15 protein-coding genes are annotated in these 17619 nt (G+C 38.3%); 12 read left to right on the forward strand and 3 right to left on the reverse strand.

The window, feature by feature from the left end:
- Positions 1-28: 28 nt before the first annotated feature.
- Both LC418_RS10515 and LC418_RS10520 read right to left on the reverse strand, forming a co-directional pair.
- On the reverse strand, positions 29-724 hold the full coding sequence (locus tag LC418_RS10515; RefSeq protein ID WP_223559054.1) for a LytR/AlgR family response regulator transcription factor: 696 nt from the start codon (positions 722-724) through the stop codon (positions 29-31).
- Positions 721-1779 (reverse strand): sensor histidine kinase, encoded by a 1059-nt coding sequence (locus tag LC418_RS10520; protein WP_223559055.1) that lies wholly within the window; start codon positions 1777-1779, stop codon positions 721-723. The genes LC418_RS10515 and LC418_RS10520 overlap by 4 nt, the downstream gene beginning before the upstream one ends.
- Positions 1780-1964: 185 nt before the next feature.
- On the opposite strand from LC418_RS10520, the gene LC418_RS10525 reads away from it, so the two are divergent.
- Positions 1965-3095 (forward strand): acyltransferase family protein, encoded by a 1131-nt coding sequence (locus tag LC418_RS10525; RefSeq protein WP_223559056.1) that lies wholly within the window; start codon positions 1965-1967, stop codon positions 3093-3095.
- 68 nt (positions 3096-3163) lie between these two features.
- Here LC418_RS10525 and LC418_RS10530 read toward each other — a convergent pair whose 3' ends face one another.
- Positions 3164-4264: an alkene reductase gene (locus LC418_RS10530; protein ID WP_223559057.1), complete on the reverse strand. Its 1101-nt coding sequence runs from the start codon at positions 4262-4264 to the stop codon at positions 3164-3166.
- Positions 4265-4341: 77 nt separating this feature from the next.
- Here LC418_RS10530 and LC418_RS10535 point away from each other — a divergent pair, with 77 nt between their 5' ends.
- The 11 genes from LC418_RS10535 to LC418_RS10585 all read left to right on the forward strand — a co-directional run bounded on the left by LC418_RS10535 (position 4342) and on the right by LC418_RS10585 (position 17524).
- On the forward strand, positions 4342-5199 hold the full coding sequence (locus tag LC418_RS10535) for an AraC family transcriptional regulator (RefSeq protein ID WP_167409396.1): 858 nt from the start codon (positions 4342-4344) through the stop codon (positions 5197-5199).
- A gap of 137 nt (positions 5200-5336) precedes the next feature.
- Positions 5337-6332: an alpha/beta hydrolase gene (locus LC418_RS10540; protein WP_223559058.1), complete on the forward strand. Its 996-nt coding sequence runs from the start codon at positions 5337-5339 to the stop codon at positions 6330-6332.
- A gap of 189 nt (positions 6333-6521) precedes the next feature.
- Positions 6522-7652 carry an alpha/beta hydrolase-fold protein gene (locus LC418_RS10545; protein ID WP_223559059.1) on the forward strand — a complete coding sequence of 377 codons (1131 nt, stop codon included), beginning with the start codon at positions 6522-6524 and terminating at the stop codon, positions 7650-7652.
- Between the two features lie 61 nt (positions 7653-7713).
- Positions 7714-8589, forward strand: a complete 876-nt coding sequence (locus LC418_RS10550) for a helix-turn-helix transcriptional regulator (protein WP_111954597.1) — start codon at positions 7714-7716, stop codon at positions 8587-8589.
- Between the two features lie 230 nt (positions 8590-8819).
- Positions 8820-10352, forward strand: coding sequence for a long-chain-fatty-acid--CoA ligase (locus tag LC418_RS10555; protein WP_223559060.1), 1533 nt, complete (start codon positions 8820-8822; stop codon positions 10350-10352).
- Positions 10349-11227 (forward strand): prolyl oligopeptidase family serine peptidase, encoded by an 879-nt coding sequence (locus LC418_RS10560; protein WP_223559061.1) that lies wholly within the window; start codon positions 10349-10351, stop codon positions 11225-11227. Before LC418_RS10555 ends, LC418_RS10560 begins: the two co-directional genes overlap by 4 nt.
- Positions 11214-13898 (forward strand): TonB-dependent receptor domain-containing protein, encoded by a 2685-nt coding sequence (locus LC418_RS10565; protein ID WP_223559062.1) that lies wholly within the window; start codon positions 11214-11216, stop codon positions 13896-13898. Before LC418_RS10560 ends, LC418_RS10565 begins: the two co-directional genes overlap by 14 nt.
- A gap of 4 nt (positions 13899-13902) precedes the next feature.
- Complete coding sequence (locus tag LC418_RS10570; protein ID WP_223559063.1) at positions 13903-15084, forward strand: alpha/beta hydrolase; 1182 nt, start codon at positions 13903-13905, stop codon at positions 15082-15084.
- 808 nt (positions 15085-15892) lie between these two features.
- On the forward strand, positions 15893-16669 hold the full coding sequence (locus LC418_RS10575; RefSeq protein ID WP_223559064.1) for a KGG domain-containing protein: 777 nt from the start codon (positions 15893-15895) through the stop codon (positions 16667-16669).
- Between the two features lie 79 nt (positions 16670-16748).
- Positions 16749-17357 (forward strand): ferritin-like domain-containing protein, encoded by a 609-nt coding sequence (locus LC418_RS10580; RefSeq protein ID WP_223559065.1) that lies wholly within the window; start codon positions 16749-16751, stop codon positions 17355-17357.
- Positions 17358-17365: 8 nt separating this feature from the next.
- Positions 17366-17524 (forward strand): hypothetical protein, encoded by a 159-nt coding sequence (locus LC418_RS10585; protein ID WP_223559066.1) that lies wholly within the window; start codon positions 17366-17368, stop codon positions 17522-17524.
- Positions 17525-17619 lie beyond the last annotated feature (95 nt).

A 17619-nucleotide genomic window follows, 5' to 3' on the forward strand; every position in this document is an offset into this window, starting at 1 on the left:
TTAGATTAGAGGAGATAATTGGTTTTCATCAATTAATAGAGCCTTTAGAAACCCTTGTTATCAAAGCATTGAATTCATTTTTATAGCTTCTGCCTACAGGAAGATGATGAATGCCTAGCAGGACTTCATTGTTGTTAAAAGCAGTCATGAATTGAGCATTGATCATAAATGAACGGTGAATTCTGACAAAATTTCTTCCGGATAAAATGGCTTCCAGCTCTGTTATTGTATGCTTTGATATAATGTTTTCATTATTGGCCAACACCATTTTGATATCGTTTCCCTGGCTTTCAAAATAAACAATTTCCTGAATAAAGACTTTCCGGTTCATTCCTTCCGTTTTAATGATGATAAAGTCCTCCTGAAAATCACTTCTGTTTCTTAAAACCCGTTCTACAGATTTGAAAAAACGTTCAAAAGTAATAGGTTTCAAAAGATAATCCACAGCTTCCAGCTCGAAACCTTCGATGGCAAAATCGCGGTAGGCTGTTGTGAAAATAGTTGGTGGTTTTTGAGGAAGTGATCTAAGAAAATCAATTCCGGTTAAATGAGGCATCTGGATATCCAAAAACATAAGGTCTACAGATTTCGTCTGCAGAAGTTTGTAGGCATCCATTGCATTTTCAGCTTTTCCAGCCAGTTTTAAATGTCCGATCCCGGAAATATGTTTTTCAAGCAGGGCTGCTGCCAGAGGTTCATCATCCACAATGATACAGTTGATCATAAGATTGCTGGAGTTTTTATTTCAACTTTAAAAATATTGTTTTCTTTTGAAACTTTGAGTATAAAATCATCATGGTAATGGAGCCGGAGCTGTTTTTCTATATTTTTCAGCCCGATTCCTTCAGGGTTGTTATACTCATCATCTCCACAAGTATTCTGAATCCTGAAAACTGAATAGGAGCCATCTGTGGAAACATCAATTTTTATCTCAGTTGAGCCTATAGTTTTTTCTGCGCCATGTTTAAAAGCATTTTCAACCAATGTAAGGTAGAGTAGCGGAGGAATCATAGCGGCTGAATATAAGGAAGCCGTTCTGCTGATTTTTAACCTTCCTTCACTGTATCTAAGGCTTTCCAAGGTGATATAATGATCAATCATATTGAGTTCTTCAGATATGGATACTTCATTTTTAGGGCCTTTATACAGAATGTAATCCAGAATATCTGAAAGACGGCTGATTGATTCAGAAGTTTTCTCTGAATTGCTGATCGAAAGGGAATAAATATTATTCAAAGTATTGAACAGAAAATGTGGGTTAAGCTGGGATTTCAAAGATTTTAATTCAAGTTCAGCTTTTTCCTTCTGCAGTTTCGCCGTGTTTTCTTTTTCATCTTTATACCGAATCACAAACATTACTGAAATAAAAATAAAAGCTCCACTGATAATTGTAAAAATATAGTGAGTCCAAAGATAACCGATATCCGTAAAAATACTGTAGAAGCTGTCTTTAGGAACACTGATGAAGAAAGGTTCTGCCAGATAAACAATGAATATCCTGTTGACCACAGAAATAACATACAGACTGAAAATAAGGGACAGCGAAAATGCGAAATAATTTTTCCGGTCAAAAAAATTCCGGATAAGAACAAAATAGATAAAATTGGCTCCTGCGATCTGAAATATCCAGTGACAGAAATTATAAATGATGATTTCCCAAGAGATTCCGTCATCATATTCTCCATACATTCTTGCAATTCCAAATACAAACAAAGCCGTCCAAAAGAGCAGTTGGAAACAGATATTCTGTTTGAGATTATTTTCCGGTCCGAGTGTCATAGTCTTCAAAAATATAAAATCCTGAAGTGCAGCCTGCCATTTTTTGATAAAAAGAAGCAAATTAGTGACGGAAAGATTTATTTATCATTCGGACGGCTGATTTTACGGTTGGCATGCAGATTATAGCTGTCTGCCATGATTACACAAAAAGTCTGATCTGTTTTACAACATTTGCAGAAAAAACAATGCAGACAAACTACAATTCTTCTGAAAGACTTTACGGACTGGATCATTTACGAGCTTTAGCCATTGTATTGGTTTTATTGTACCATTACCGAGCGTTTCAACATCCGGCCTGGCTGGATACCTTAGGGAGATTCGGGTGGACGGGGGTAGATCTTTTCTTTGTACTGAGTGGTTATTTGATATCACGACAGCTGTTTAAAGAAATTGAGAAAAGTGGAAGTATCAGTTTAAAAATATTTTTTACCAAACGCTTTTTCAGGATTATCCCGCCGTATTGTTTCACTTTGGCTTTGTACTTTTCATTTCCGTTTTTCAGGGAAAGAGAGGCATTATCCTCTTTTTGGAAGTTTATCACCTTTACTCAAAACTATGGACTCGATGTCATTAACCGCGGAACGTTTTCGCATGCATGGTCTTTATGTATTGAAGAACAGTTTTATCTTTTCCTTCCTTGCATGCTTTTAGTCGCAGTGAAGGCAAAAGTTTTGAGATATACAGTGTTTTTTACTGCCTTCCTCATCATCTTTTCGCTGACAGCCAGATTTATCATTTGGAAAGACTTTATTGTTCCGGTGCTGGATACCGAAGATTTCTGGAAAGTTTGGTATATGGAAATGTATTATCCTACACATACACGTATGGACGGTCTGGCAGTAGGAGTTACAGTCAGTTATTTAATGCAATATTCATCTCAGTTTAAAAATGCAGTTCATAACAACGGGAATAAGCTTTTCATTCTTGGAGCGATTTTGTTGGGGATTTCATTTTGGATATGTAACGATCAGGTTTCTGAAGAAGCTTCCGTCTTTGGATTTACTTTTGTAGCGATAAGTTATGGAATTATTTTGATGTCGTCACTTTCTGGGTCTTCATTTCTCTTCAGGTCAAAATCATATAGTACTACACAGATTGCGGCGCTTTCTTATGCAATTTATCTTTCACATAAAGGAATTATCCATATGATTCAATATACTCTTGGGCAGTTTGGAATGAATGTGTCAGACAATTTCAGTCTTTTAGTCTGCCTGGCAGGATGTATTGCCGGAGGTTTGTTATATCGCTTTATGATTGAAAATCCTGCTTCAAGGCTTAAATACAGGATTTTAAACCGAACAGCAGAACGTGATTGATCTGGCACAAATGCCCAGCTATCCGGGAATTCGTATCAGATCAATTAAAATTTAGTTCAATATGAAAGCTAACACTCTATACATCCCTGAAATGATATTTTCGGATAGTCAATATACCCTTTGTCTTCACCGTGATAAAACGTTTCCTCATCCCAATCTGCCAGCGGAAGATCATTTTTTATACGTTCTGCCAAATCAGGATTGGAAATATAGAGTTTGCCAAAAGCGACCAGGTCCACAAGTCCGGTTTGCAATATTTCTTCCGCTGTTTCTACGCTAAAGCCGCCGGCAATTATGATGATGTTTTTAAAACGTTGTCTCGCATTCTCTAAAAAGCTCAATGGAATTGAAGGTTTTCCATCAGCTAACGCATTAGAAAAATGAACATACAAAATATCCAGTTTCTGTAGTTCATCAAGGATATATTCGTGGGTTGCCAGTTCCTCAGGATAAGTCTTCAGATCATAAATTTCGCGGAAAGGGGAAAGTCTTATACCTACTTTATACTTACCAATTGCTGCAATAACTTCCTGCATGACTTCAAAAAGGAACCTCGTTCTGTTTTCAATACTTCCGCCGTATTCATCCGCTCGGGTATTGCTCAGAGGATTGATGAACTGGTCGATCAGAAAGCCATGAGCTGCATGAATTTCAACACCGTCAAATCCCGCTTCCATTGCGTTGATGGCTGCTTCTTTAAAAACTTTTACCCAAACCGGAATCTCTTCTGTACTGATAGCATCAGGAATGGTCATGCTTTGATAGCTGTTATCAGGAATACGGATAGTTTCATTCACAGGTATGGCAGACGGTGCTATCAATGGCTCATTATTTTGGATGGCCGGATGGCCAACACGGCCTGACTGTACTAATTGGGCAAATATTTTTCCGTCTTTTGTATGTATTCCTTCAACTACTTTTTTCCAGGCATCTTTTTGGTTTTTAGTATATATTCCCGGAGTATTCATATACGCTCCACCATTGGAGGAAACGGCAATATTGTCTGATATTAATAATCCTGCACCGGCTCTCTGCTGGTAATAGGTAATCATGGATGGTGACGGGATGCCTTTAATGGCTCTTCTACGGTTCATGGGAGCCATTACAACTCTGCTGGAAAGAGAAATGTTTTCGCTGATAAACGGAGCGATTAATTTTTTCTGTGGCATATTTTTTTGACAAAATTAACATGAACCAAGAGGTAAAAACAGGGATATCGGGCGGTTTTTTTTGTACATTTCGGGTAATGAAAACTAAGCATTTACATAAACCTTTAGATATATTTGTATCCGATATGGAACATTGGCATGAACGTCCGCTGATCTATCAGTTCTTTGAAATTGTACAGATTATGGAAGGGGAAGGCACCAGGATTATTAATGAAAACAAGTTTCCATATACTAAAGGCAGTATTTTTTTGTTTACCCCGCTGGACTGCAGAGGTTTTGAGAGCACTACCAATACCCGCTATTGCTCCATCCGGTTTTCCGAAGTCTTTCTCGAACAGTACAAAACCAAACACGAAAAAGAAAGAGTCATAGAATGGTTAAAGCAGCTGGAAGCTATTTTCACGCATCACAACCGCTTTGAGCAGGTATTGATTAAAGATGAGAGAGACTGCAACATGATCGCTTCATTAATTGAAAATATGATCACAGAATACAGCAACAAGCCTTCCTATTTTGATGAAAATCTTCAGCATCTGGTCATTCTTGTTTTAAATATTATTTCCCGTAACGTGAATCCCCAACAGGTTATATCAGATACAACCATGGATGAACCGTTGATTAATAAAATACTCGTTTATCTGCACCAGAACATACACAGTCCTAAGAATTTAAGAATAAAACATCTTGCAGAACAGTTTAACCTGTCGGCAAATTATATCGGCGAATATTTTAAGAACCTCACCGGCGACAGCTTACACTGTTATCTTACTCAGTATAAAATGAATATTATAGAACAACGGCTAATCTACAGTGAATATTCAATAGGACAGATTGCAGACGATTTAGGGTTTTCTGATGAAAGCCATTTAAGCAGACAGTTCAAAAAGCATAAAGGGATAACTGCTGCCGCCTTCCGGAAACAGTTTAAAAGCTAAAGAGAAAAAATTGCTGACAAATTTGAAAACCCGGTTATAAAAATTTCTTTTCCGTATCACAAAATTTCCTTTTCGTATCATCCAATGGTAGGCATAACATTACTTTTGAAAGAATAGAATCTATCATTATTGTTATTATGAAAAAATACCTGTTATTCCTCATATCTTTCCTGATCCCGGGCTTATCATTTGCACAACAATATAATCCACTTACCCTTCGGGAAGCAGAAAAAAGATTACTGCCCCAGTTTAGAGCTATGATTAATGCTCCGATTCAGGATATTACCCTGGAAGAAGTAAAAAAAGAGCGCAAAACCCAGGCAGAAATGGCCTGGCCGGAACTGAAAAACAAAGACAGCGTTGATGTGACCCAATCTAAAATTCCGGGACTGAATGCCAAAGATCCCGAAATCCCGGTAACGATTTATAAACCCAAAAACGCGAAAAATCTTCCCTTATTTCTTTGGTTCCATGGTGGTGCTTTTGTATATGGAACTCCTAAATGGGATCATCAGAGGTGTGCAGATTATGCTTTGAAAGGGCATGCTGTTGTTATCAATATAGATTACCGTTTCGCCCCGGAAAATCCTTTTCCGGCGGCACTTCACGATGCCTATGCTTCCCTGTTATGGGCCAGTAAAAATGCAGTGCGTATTGGTGGAAATCCAAAACTGATTGCAGTTGGAGGTTCCAGTGCGGGAGCCGGGATATCCGGAAGTCTGGCACAATATACAAGAGATCTGAAAGGTCCGGAAATCAGTTTACAGGTTCTGGAAATTCCTCCCGGTGATTTCGGGATGGATTACCCGTCTGTTGTTGAATTTAAAAGAATTCCCGGTGTCAAAAGTGATGATTTCCCAGTTTTAAAAGACTTCTATATAGGAAAAAATGGTAATTCAAAAGAAAAATACGTATTGCCTGGCAATATTAAAGATGTCTCTAATCTTCCACCTGCTGTAATTTTTGTTGCCGGAGCAGATCCTTTACGGGATAGTGGAATAGCTTACGCTGACCGTCTGATAAAAGCAGGTATTTTCACAGAATTACATGTTTTTGCAGGCTATGCCCACGGAATGCCACTCCCGGAAAGCATGAAAATCACGCTGAGAATGATGAAGCAGTTTCTTAAATAATCAGGATAAAAAAGAAGTAGAATAATCAGGATTTGAAACGGCCAGAAAAAGAACAATATTCTATAGATTTAAATATAGAACAATATTTTCCTTAATATTGATGTAATAACACAGGATTGACAGAAGTAACAAGAGCCCTTTTCTTCAGAAAAGCTGTCTGACTGTGAATCATATTTTAAAACTAAAATAATGCAGTACTCAAAAAAAATACCTTTAATTCTTATTTTATTCTCTTCCATCGTATTTTCCCAGGTTTATAAAACTTCTTCAACAGTTTTACCGGGAAAGCAATTTCCCAGAATAGACTCTGAGAAAAAAGCAGAATTCCGTGTTTACTTTCCGGGTGCAAAATCTGTAACTTTAGATGGAGGAGATGGGATGAAAAGTATAAAATCTTCCGTTTCCAAAGATAAAGATGGCTTTTGGAACATTTCCACGACACCTATGGAAATAGGCTTTCATTATTACTGGTTCAATGTGGATGGGCAACGGACTAATGATCCCAATACACAGCTGTATTTTGGGTACAGCCAGCCGACGAGTGGAATTGAAGTTCCTTCCGGGGAGGTTTTTTTCCAGGAAAAAAATGTAAAGCATGGGAAAATCATTAATGACAGTTTAAACTCACAAATTACCCAGGGTAAACGGAATTTTAAAGTATATCTTCCTCCCAATTACGGTACAAAAAAATTACCCGTTCTGTATCTGTACCATGGTACCGGAGAAGATATTACAGGTTGGGAAAAACAAGGGTATATCCTAAACATTTTAGACAATCTTTTCGCAGAGAAAAAGGCACAGGAAATGATAGTGGTGATGGACTATGGGGTTGCCTTGAATCCCGAACAGGAAAAAATGCCGGACAATTATCCCAGAACAGTGCTTTCTTCCAAAAATCTTGATAAAATCATTACGCAGGAGTTGATTCCTTATATAGAGACAAAATATAAAACTTCAGGTAAAAAAGCTATCGCAGGACTTTCCCGCGGCAGCTATCAGGCTATGCTTGTCGGGGTTTCTCATCCCGAAACATTTTCGGCGATAGGAGCATTTAGTCCTGTGATCTATGAAGGAACTGAGGCAGAACCTTTTAAAGAACTTCCTATCGGAAACTTGCTGAAGTCTAAGAAAAAGCCTTACTTCTTTATCGGAATCGGGGAAAAAGAAGACGCTATGTTTTTTAAATTTGATCAATTATTGACGGATTTCTTAAACAGGAATAATTATCCTTATTTCCAATACAAATCCCCTGAAACCCGCCATGAATGGCTTACGTGGAGAAGATCTCTTTACCAGTTTGCCCAGCAAATTTTTAAATAAAAAACATGATATTTGTCATGTTTTGAAATTTTATTAACTTACACCAATAAATTACCGTTGTATGGAATTACTCCTTCCTTATCTGGAACCGGATGGTTTTAAACAAGGTCTGATGAAGGATTACAGATTTTGTGATAAAGATTTCCTGAACTCTACTGTTCTGGAGATGCCGGAGGATTTAGGAACCGGGAAGCTGATTCTTTTCAGTAAGAAGAATTTTCATTTTTTCCGTGGAAAATGGAACTTTCATGAAGAAACCATTTTTCATTCCCCGCATAAAGTAGGAGATAATGGGATGATGGATTTCCGGATCAATAAAGAAGGGAAGATCAGCAGTAATTTTATTAATGACGAAAAAAAATTTGAACACAATACTACCGATATCGATGGCGTAAGGATTTTTGTACCCAAAACCATATTTTCAAAAGATAAAGGGCTTCTGAAAGAAAAGCTGGAAAATGCACAGCGCAATTACCTGAGTCAGGAAAAACTTAAAACTATTTTCGATACTCCGTTTGACGATGCTTCATGCAGTATTATTCTCGAAAGCCGGATTTTAGAGTTCTTAAGCTATTGGATCCATTATCTGCTGTCCGATGAAAAGACTTTTGAGCATAAGAAGGCATTTGAAGACAAAATAAAACTGGCCAAAGATTTTGTAGATACCAATGCGTTCCAGAGTCTGGCCATCAGGGAGATAAGCCGTTACTGTGGACTCAATAGCAGTGATCTGAAAAAAGGATTTAAGGATTATACCCAATTGCCTATTCATCAGTATATTATCAAAACCAGAATGGAAACAGCTCGTGCAATGCTTCTGGAAACCGAAAAATCCGTAGGGGAGATCAGTGATTTTATCGGGTATAACAACAGGGGACACTTTTCACAGCTTTATCTTCGTCATTTCGGGAAGCTTCCTTCTGAAGAACGTCAGTAAAACTTAAACACTTTTATACGGAATATCGTGAATGTCTGTTATACCTGACATTTGCGTGAAGTTGCAGTTTTATACACTATGAAAAAATTTCTTTTTCGTATCACGGAATTTCCTTTTCGTGTCAGCACCTGTGCAGCATATCATTAATTTGGAGTTAAGATTAGTTCATATGAAATTCCCTTTAACCAAGGCCCTTTTCATATCAACATTAACTCAATATGAACAAAATTATGCTGAACTTATCAATTTTAGTGGAAGAAAGCGCAAGAAGGAATCCGGAAAAGCCGGCCTTAAGCCTGGGAGAAACTACGATTAACTATAAAATTTTTCATGAAAAAGTTGGCCAGGCGGCCAATGCCTTTGCAAAAAGAGGAATCGGATATGGCGATAAGGTTGCTTTGCTATGTCCTAATATTCTGCAATTCCCGGTTATTTTTTTCGGAATATTAAAAACCGGGGCAGCTGTTGTCCCGTTTAGTATTTTTCTTAAACCTGAAGAGATTGCCTATCAGCTGTCCGATTCTGAGAGTAAAATGTTTCTGTGCTTTGCAGGAACTCCGGAAATGCCTGTAGGAATGTTTGGAAAGGAGGGGTTTGATAAAAGTGCTTCATGCAAAGATTTTATCAGTATAGGGAACCTCGCTGAAGATGTTGAGAATTTTGATGATTTAATTAAAGACGAAGAAACCCAATTTGAATCCTATATTACCTCATCAGAAGATACGGCCGTTATTATTTACACCTCGGGAACTACCGGAAAACCTAAAGGAGCCGAACTTTCGCATATTAATCTCTTTACCAATTCAGAAGCCAGCACAACTATAATTGCATCTACCGAATTTGAAGCCCAGCTTGTTGTTTTACCTTTATTTCACATTTTTGGCTTAACGGTAATGATGCTTGCAGGAATCCGGAGATCGCTTCATCTTATCCTGATGCCGAAATTTGATGCCAAAGCAGTTTATCAGCTCATTATCCGTTTTGATATCCGGATTTTTGCCGGCGTTCCTTCCATGTACTGGGCCCTGCTGAATGAGGAAAACACTGAAGAAAATACAAACAGCATTAAAAAACTGAGAATCTGTGTTTCCGGCGGTGCTTCCCTTCCTGTAAAAATCATTGACGAATTTGAAACCCGCTTCGGCGTTCCCATTATTGAAGGATATGGAATGTCCGAAGGTTCTCCTGTGGTGACATTCAATCAGCTGGCAGTGGGGCGAAAGCCCGGTTCTATCGGAACTCCAATCTGGGGAGTTGAGGTAAAGATTATAGATGATCAAGGTAATGAACTCCCGATTGGTGAAAAAGGAGAGTTGATCTATCGCGGTCCCAATGTAATGAAAGCCTATTACAAAAGGCCTGAAGAAACTCAGGAAGTTCTGAAGAACGGATGGATGTTTTCCGGAGACATCGCGGTAAAGGATGAGGATGGTTTTTTCTTCATCGTTGACCGTAAAAAAGAAATGATTATCCGGGGCGGAATGAATGTTTATCCCCGTGAAGTAGAGGAAGTGATGATGCGGAATCCTGATATTTCCATGGTTGCGGTTATCGGCATCGATGATGAAAAGCTAGGTGAAGAAATTAAAGCATTTGTGGTAAAGAAAAAAGAAAGCAACGCTTCCGAGGAAGATATTAAGCTGTGGACAAAAGAAAGAATTGCCAAATATAAATATCCGAGAATCATAGAATTTATAGATGAGATGCCTTTAAACGCTACAGGAAAAATACTTAAAAAGAATTTAAAAAAACAACTGAAATGAATTATTTTAAAATCGCAGCCCTGTCCATTACATTATTGACGGTAAGCTGCTCAACACAAAATGTTGAAAACACCAAAACGGTTTCTGTAAGCCAAAAGGAAGAAAAGCTTACCGATATACAATACGGCTCACACGAAAGGAATGTAATGGATGTCTATCTACCGGCAAACAGAAGCCCGAAAACTGCCTTTCTTGTTAATATCCACGGTGGAGCCTGGACGCAAGGTGATAGGACATATGATGGTAAAATTTCCGAATATCTTCTTTCACAGGGAATTGCTGTTGCCAATCTCAATTACCGTTATGCCAATCTTACTGACACCCATCTTCCTGAGCTTTTAGATGATATTGATAACGTTGTAAAATATCTTTCTTCCCATGCCAATGAGTGGAATACCAGAAAAAACGGGTTTTCAATTTCCGGAGGGAGCTCCGGTGCCCATGTTTCGCTGATGTATGCCTATACCAAAAATCCTCAGATTAAAACCATCATAGAAATGTGTGGTCCCGTAGATTTTACAGATGTTCAGACGTTACAGTACGTGAAAGCAGCTAACCTTTTGAATGTCCTGGATAAAATGTCTGGAAACAAAGTAGTCTGGAAACCCGGTGATGCGATTCCGGAAGCTTATGCTAAAACCAGTCCTGTAAAATTTGTCAATCAGATTCCCACAATGATTATTCATGGTGACAAGGATGAAGTGGTTCCCATCCAGCAGGCTTATATTCTGGAAAAAGCCCTGAAAGCAAAAGGTGTTCCGTATAAATTGGTCGTAGTTCCCGGCGCAGGGCATCTTATCACAAAATTACCGGCAGATGAGCAGGTGGTATTCACCCATGTGGCGGAATGGCTTAAAAAGTATGGCACAAATTAATGATTACAATATTATGAAGACTACATTTTTAAATACAAAAATCACGGTAGCAGTACTTTTTCTGGCAGCTTTTTCCAATGTAACAGCCCAGAAAAAAGAAGCTGATACAGCGAAAACAAAAGATATCGATGAGGTGATTATGACCGGGGTATTTGATAAAAGAACAAGGATGAATGCTCCTGTGGCTATCTCTGTTCTGAAAAGCGAGGTCATTGAAAAACAGGTCCCTGTAAGTGCTGCAGATCTGCTTAAAAACGTTCCCGGAGTATATGTGAACTCATCATTGGGAGAGATCAGGAACAATGTAAGCTCAAGAGGAATCAGTGCAGGTTCTTCAGACGGTACTTTTGCTTACGAATATATTTCTATGCAGGAAGACGGTTTGCCTGTAACCAATACCACCTATTATAATTACGGTCCCGACTTTTTTCTAAGAGCAGATGCAACCATTTCCCAGATTGATGCCGTGAGAGGAGGGCCTGCCTCTATTACGGCGGCCAATGCACCAGGAGGAATCTTCAATTATATTTCCAAAACAGGAGGCAATAAATTTGGAGGAGAAATCCGTGCAAAATATGGAATTCAGGGAGCTAATAACTCAGGATATCACAGAATTGATGCCAACTTTGGAGGACCTCTGGGTGATAACTGGTTTTTTAATGTCGGCGGGTTTTACCGGTATGATTTAGGTGCCCGGTATGCAGGCTATCCGTTTAATAACGGAGGCCAGGTAAAAGCAAATATTGTAAAAAAATACAGTAAAGGAAGCCTTAAAGTATTGCTGAAATATCTGGATGACAGAAATGGCTATGCGCAGCTGATTCCTACCAGAAACTATACGGCTCCCGAACCGGCGGAAGGGTTCAGCAGCAGTTCGTCTTTGCTTATTCCGGAGCTGCAGTACAATTCTCCGGATTTTATTCACGGAGGTAATGTAGATTATAATTCAGGGCGTTTGGTTAGCAATAAATACCGTTCCGTAGGACTCAACTGGGATCATAACCTGGGAAATGACTGGAAGCTGTTCTTTGCAAGCAAATACTCTGATAATGATGTGGTGCAGAACAGTGTGGGTAATTCTTTTCTTACCTCACTGGATGATATGACCTCTTATTTTTTAGTCGGTGGACTGGGAATCGGAACTTACTCCTTTAAAGATGCACTTACAGGACAGGAACTTGCCAGTGTGAATGCTGCCCTGGGGGCCGGAGGATTACCTGTTTACCAGATCACCAAGAATCAGTTGCCGGGTCAGTCTATCCAGAATAATTCATTTGCAATGTCGGCGCTAAATTTTTATGAAAATAAAGTAAAAGAATCAATGAATCAGCTGACCATCAATAAAAAATGGAACCATATGAATTTCTCGTTTGGAGGATATTACGGTTATTCTGATGTATGGCGTTTTTCCGGAATTAACGGGATAGGGCTTACGACTTTGGAAAACAGGCCGAGAATGTTGACGGTAAGCTTAACGGGTGTCACTACTTTAGATTTTACAAAACCCGGTGTTTACCAGCTGACCAATAATGACGGGTTTGCGCAGGCAGCAGGCAGTACGGGGGATTTAATTGAATTTAAAGCCAAACAGCAGCAGGGGGCCGTATTTTTCGGACATACCTGGGATATTACAGATCATCTGACTCTGGATTGGGGAATCCGGTATGAAAAAGTATGGATCAAAGGGGATAATACCAGAACCTATCTGTTTTCAGATAAAAACGGAGGGACGGACAGTAACATTTTTACCCTGTACAATAACAATGCTTTAACGAAACTTACCAATGTTGCCTATAGCAGGCAGCTGGAAAACTTTTCCTATTCAGCAGCGGTGAATTATAAGTTCAATAATAATGTTGCCATATATGCCAGATATTCTAAAGGCAGCAAATCTCCGGATCTTGATATGTTCTTTGCAGCCAACAGGCCGGAAACGATAGACTTATTGAATCCGCAATCCAGAAAAACACAGCAGGTGGAGATGGGCTTTAAAACCAAAACCACTTATTTTGATGCTTTTATAACCCCGTTTTACAGTTTGCTGAGCAATATTCCTTACAGCTTTATGGCTGATGACGGCAAAGGCGGGTTCTATACCACACCGTCCCTGTACAATAAAAATGAAACCTATGGTATTGAATTGGAAACCAATATAAAACCGGCTGATAATTTCAGTATCAGAGCTGTGCTTACCCTGCAGGATCCGAAAGTTAAAGAAGGATATTTATGGAATTTGGGAAGTGCCGGTCCTTCAGATGATACTGTTTCCTCATATTCGGGAACTACGATTGCCTATACTCCGAAAATTATGGCCCACGTCACTCCTAATTTGAAAATCGGCAAAGCATATGGATTCGTGACCTGGAGCTATATGGGTAAAAGAGAAGGAAGCAATACCAATATCTATAAACTTCCGGGATTTTCCCAGTTTGATCTTGGAATAGGATATAATTTAAACGAAAATATCAGTATGCTTATTAATGTGAACAATGTATTTAACAAATATGGGGTAATGAGCTACCAGAGGCCGGGAACCCTGCAGCAGCAGCTTGCCGGCTTCGAAAACTTTACCCAGGCTGAATACAACTCAGCAGTGGCCAATAATACTCCTTATTTTACGATTGCCATTCCACCCACATCCGGATATTTTACGGTAACTTATAAATTTTAATCCTATGAGAAAGTCCTTATCTATATTTTTTGCAGTTCTGCTCTTTATTATCCTGATATTATTGGTTATTCCTATGATTTCTGTGTATCTGAAAGCACCCATGCTTCTGAGCGGTTACAGCAGTTCGTTTACCATGCAGTTCAATTCACAGTTTGTTGTTTTGGGGTTGGTTTTACTATTGATCTGTTTTCTTTTCTACCGATATGGAAAATACTGGCGGAAATTACTGATAGCCAATTTGGTCCTTTCGGTTTTGTTTTTTCTTGCCCAGATTTATTTCACGGCTGTGATGTTTTCCACGGCCAAAAAATACAATACCAAAGTTTCTTTTTCCCAGGGATTAAAAAGTTCTGGAGTACCGATAAAACCTACGGAAACCTATTCTTATCTTACGATTTATAATGAAGAGCAGCATATAGATGTTTTCCGTCCGGAAGTAAAATCTTCTGTGCCTGCGATTCCTGTTATTCTTGTTCACGGTGGTGCTTTTATTGAAGGGAACAGAACCCAGGTAGGTTATGCAGCCAATTGGTTTAAAGATCATGGATACACCGTTTTTTCAATCGATTATCCTTTAGGAAAAGAAGACCGGCACAATTGGGAATCTGCTGTTAATTCAGTCGTGACTTCAATGGGATTTGTGGTGAAAAATTCAAAAAAATTCAATGTTGACCCGAACAAAATAGTTTTAGTAGGGGGCTCCGCTGGGGCCGCTTTGGTGATGCAGGCAGATTTAGGATTAAGGAAAGGTTTTGCCAAATCTTACGATTCCCCTCAGCCTCCGGTTCCGGCTGCAGTTATTGCTATTTATCCGCCTGTCAGTTTATCCGAGCTCTGGCAGAAAATAGATGAAAAAAAGAATATTGATCTCAAATATGCGGCTAGAAAATATCTCGGAGGTTCACCCACCGAATTCCCACAGCGCTATGCACAGCTGAATTTAATAGACCAGCTTTCCGAAGGAATTTCCCCGACGTTCATTATTGCCGGCGAAATAGATCATGTCGTAAATGTAGAAGCTACAAGAAAATTTGTAAAAAAAACGGAAGAAATGAAGCTCCCTGTTTCCTATGTTGAAATTCCTTACGGGGAACATGTTTTTGACGCCAATTCCAATTCCATTGCAGGACAGATTGAATGGAATAAAATAGGAGAGTTTTTAGAAAATAATCATCTGGAAAATTAATAATCTTTGTCTGAGGGATAATGACTGGTTAATGATTGGTTCAGCTGAATATATTTTAATAAGAATAGAGCACTGTATGTTGACATACGGTGCTTTTTGGACAAGAACAAGTGCCAAATAATTGTGTTTCCAAGATAATAAAATTACTTTGTGATCTAGCTCATAAACTAAAAAAGAATAAGTAGATAAATTTGAAAAATAATCTGTAGTTTCTTACTGAGAAACTGGTACTCAATTGATGCAATAACTGATTATAACGGTCCTGCATTGAAACAGAGGATGGAAAATAACTTTATAGCCTTTAACACTTTTTTAGACCCCATATATTCTGGCCTTCCTACTCAGGAAGGTTTTTTGTAAATAATATCTTTACTTTTTAAATTATTATTACTGTTATTATATTTTGAATTTTTTTGTTTAAATAATATAATTCTTAAAATGTGTTATTTAATATTAAAATGTGTGAAGTTCTTTAGTATGTTGAATAATATCTGTTTTTTATGATGTAAATCATAAAAATAAATTATATAGGGTTGTAATTTTGAACTACACGCTTTATAAATACATTATCGAAGATCATCAACAGAAAAAATTATTTAATATGATGCGGGTCATAAACATGAGAATTATTCTGCTGTAAATTTGAAATATCAAACTGATTAAAAATCTGATGCTTCCATAGTGGAGGTCATACATAAGCTGTTCAGCTTAATACAATTATATCAATATACTAACACCATTGCTTTTCTGATACTAGTTAAGAACTGCAATACATCACTTATATATTAATTTTTTAAAACATTCAGTTATGAGCACTAGAAATTCAAACAGTCGTAGTTCAAGAAGTAATTCTTCAAACAGTGAAAGATCTACTTTAGAGGAAGTTTATCAATTAGGTTATGACCATGGTTATAACGATGCATCCGAAGATGAAGAGTATGATGATGATTTCTCTGAATATGAAGATGATTATGATGATTATGAAAACAGCTATGATGATGACGACTACGAGGACGATGATTACGAAGACTATGACGATGATGAATATGATGATGAAGACGACGATAATAGAGGACGTGGAAGCTTCGTAGGAAGAGAAGGTTCCAGAGGAGATAATCAACGAAGAGATAGCCAGGGAAGATTTACTTCCGGAGGTAGAGGAGGCTCTAGATCCGGCTCTGGTTCTGGTTCTAGATCCGGCTCATCAGGAAAAGGAAGATCATCTTCAGGTTCAGGAAACGGAACTTCAAGAAGAGGTTTTGCATCCATGAGTAAGGCTGAGCGTACAAGAATCGCCCGTATGGGAGGAGAAGCTTCCCATGGAGGCGGAAGATCTTCTTCAAATTCAGGAAGATCAGGCGCTGGCGGTAGTTCAAGAGGTTCAGGCTCAGGAAGCGGCAGTGGCTCAGGTCGTGGTTCTAATTCAGGAAATTCAGGAAACGAAACTTCAAGAAGAGGTTTTGCATCCATGAGTAAAGCTGAACGTACCAGGATTGCCCGCATGGGAGGACAAGCTTCTCATAGTGGCGGAAGATCTTCCGGTTCAGGAAGATCAGGATTTGGAGGCAGACGTAATAATTCATAATTTTTTTAGATTACCTCTTTACAGCTTTAAAGAGGTAATCTTTTAATTTAATTTCAACACCACATCATATACATATATCATGGCAACAAAAACAACAGAAAATAGTACAACAACATCTGCAGGCACTGCAACAGCATCTGCTGCAGATAAAAAAATGAAAGTAGACAATGCTTCGGTAGACAAAAACGAAATGAAGAATTCTCCACTGCACAAGTTCTTTGTGAGTTCTCTTAAAGACATTTATTTCGCAGAAAATGCCATTATCGACGCATTGGAGAAAATGCAGGAAGCGGCAACAACCGAAGAACTGAAAGATGCATTTGAAGACCATCAGCTTCAGACCAAAAAACATATAAGCCGTTTGGAAAAAGTCTTTAAGCTCATTGATGAGACTCCAGCAAAAAAAGAATGTGAAGCAATAAAAGGAATCATAAAAGAAGGCGAGGAAGTTATAAAATCTACAGAAGGTTCTATGACCAGAGATGCAGCTTTGATTATTGCTGCGCAGAAAGTAGAACATTATGAGATTGCAACCTATGGGGGGCTGGCTCAGCTTGCTATTACCATGGGACACGATAAGGCTGCAGACCTGCTCGAAAAAACACTTCAGGAGGAAGAAGATACAGATTATAACCTTACTGAAATTGCTGAAACCTTCATCAACTTTGATGCAGAACAGGAAGATTAAGTCAAATAATGAAATGTCATATAGATTTCAAATCTATATGGCATTTTAATCCGGAAACAACCAGAGATGTTGTCCGAAGAGATTCTTCACACCCACTAAATATTAACATTATGAAGCTGGATGATATTATTACGCACCCTCATTCCCTTGAAGATGTTTCTAAATGATACGAAATCTTTGACAAAAATCTTTATTAAGGCAATAAAATAATAGATAAACCCTAACAAAAAAATATGAAAACAATCATTTTAATGGCATTTTG

This window comes from Chryseobacterium lathyri (assembly GCF_019970085.1).
In the GTDB taxonomy this organism is placed as follows: Bacteria; Bacteroidota; Bacteroidia; order Flavobacteriales; family Weeksellaceae; genus Chryseobacterium; species Chryseobacterium lathyri.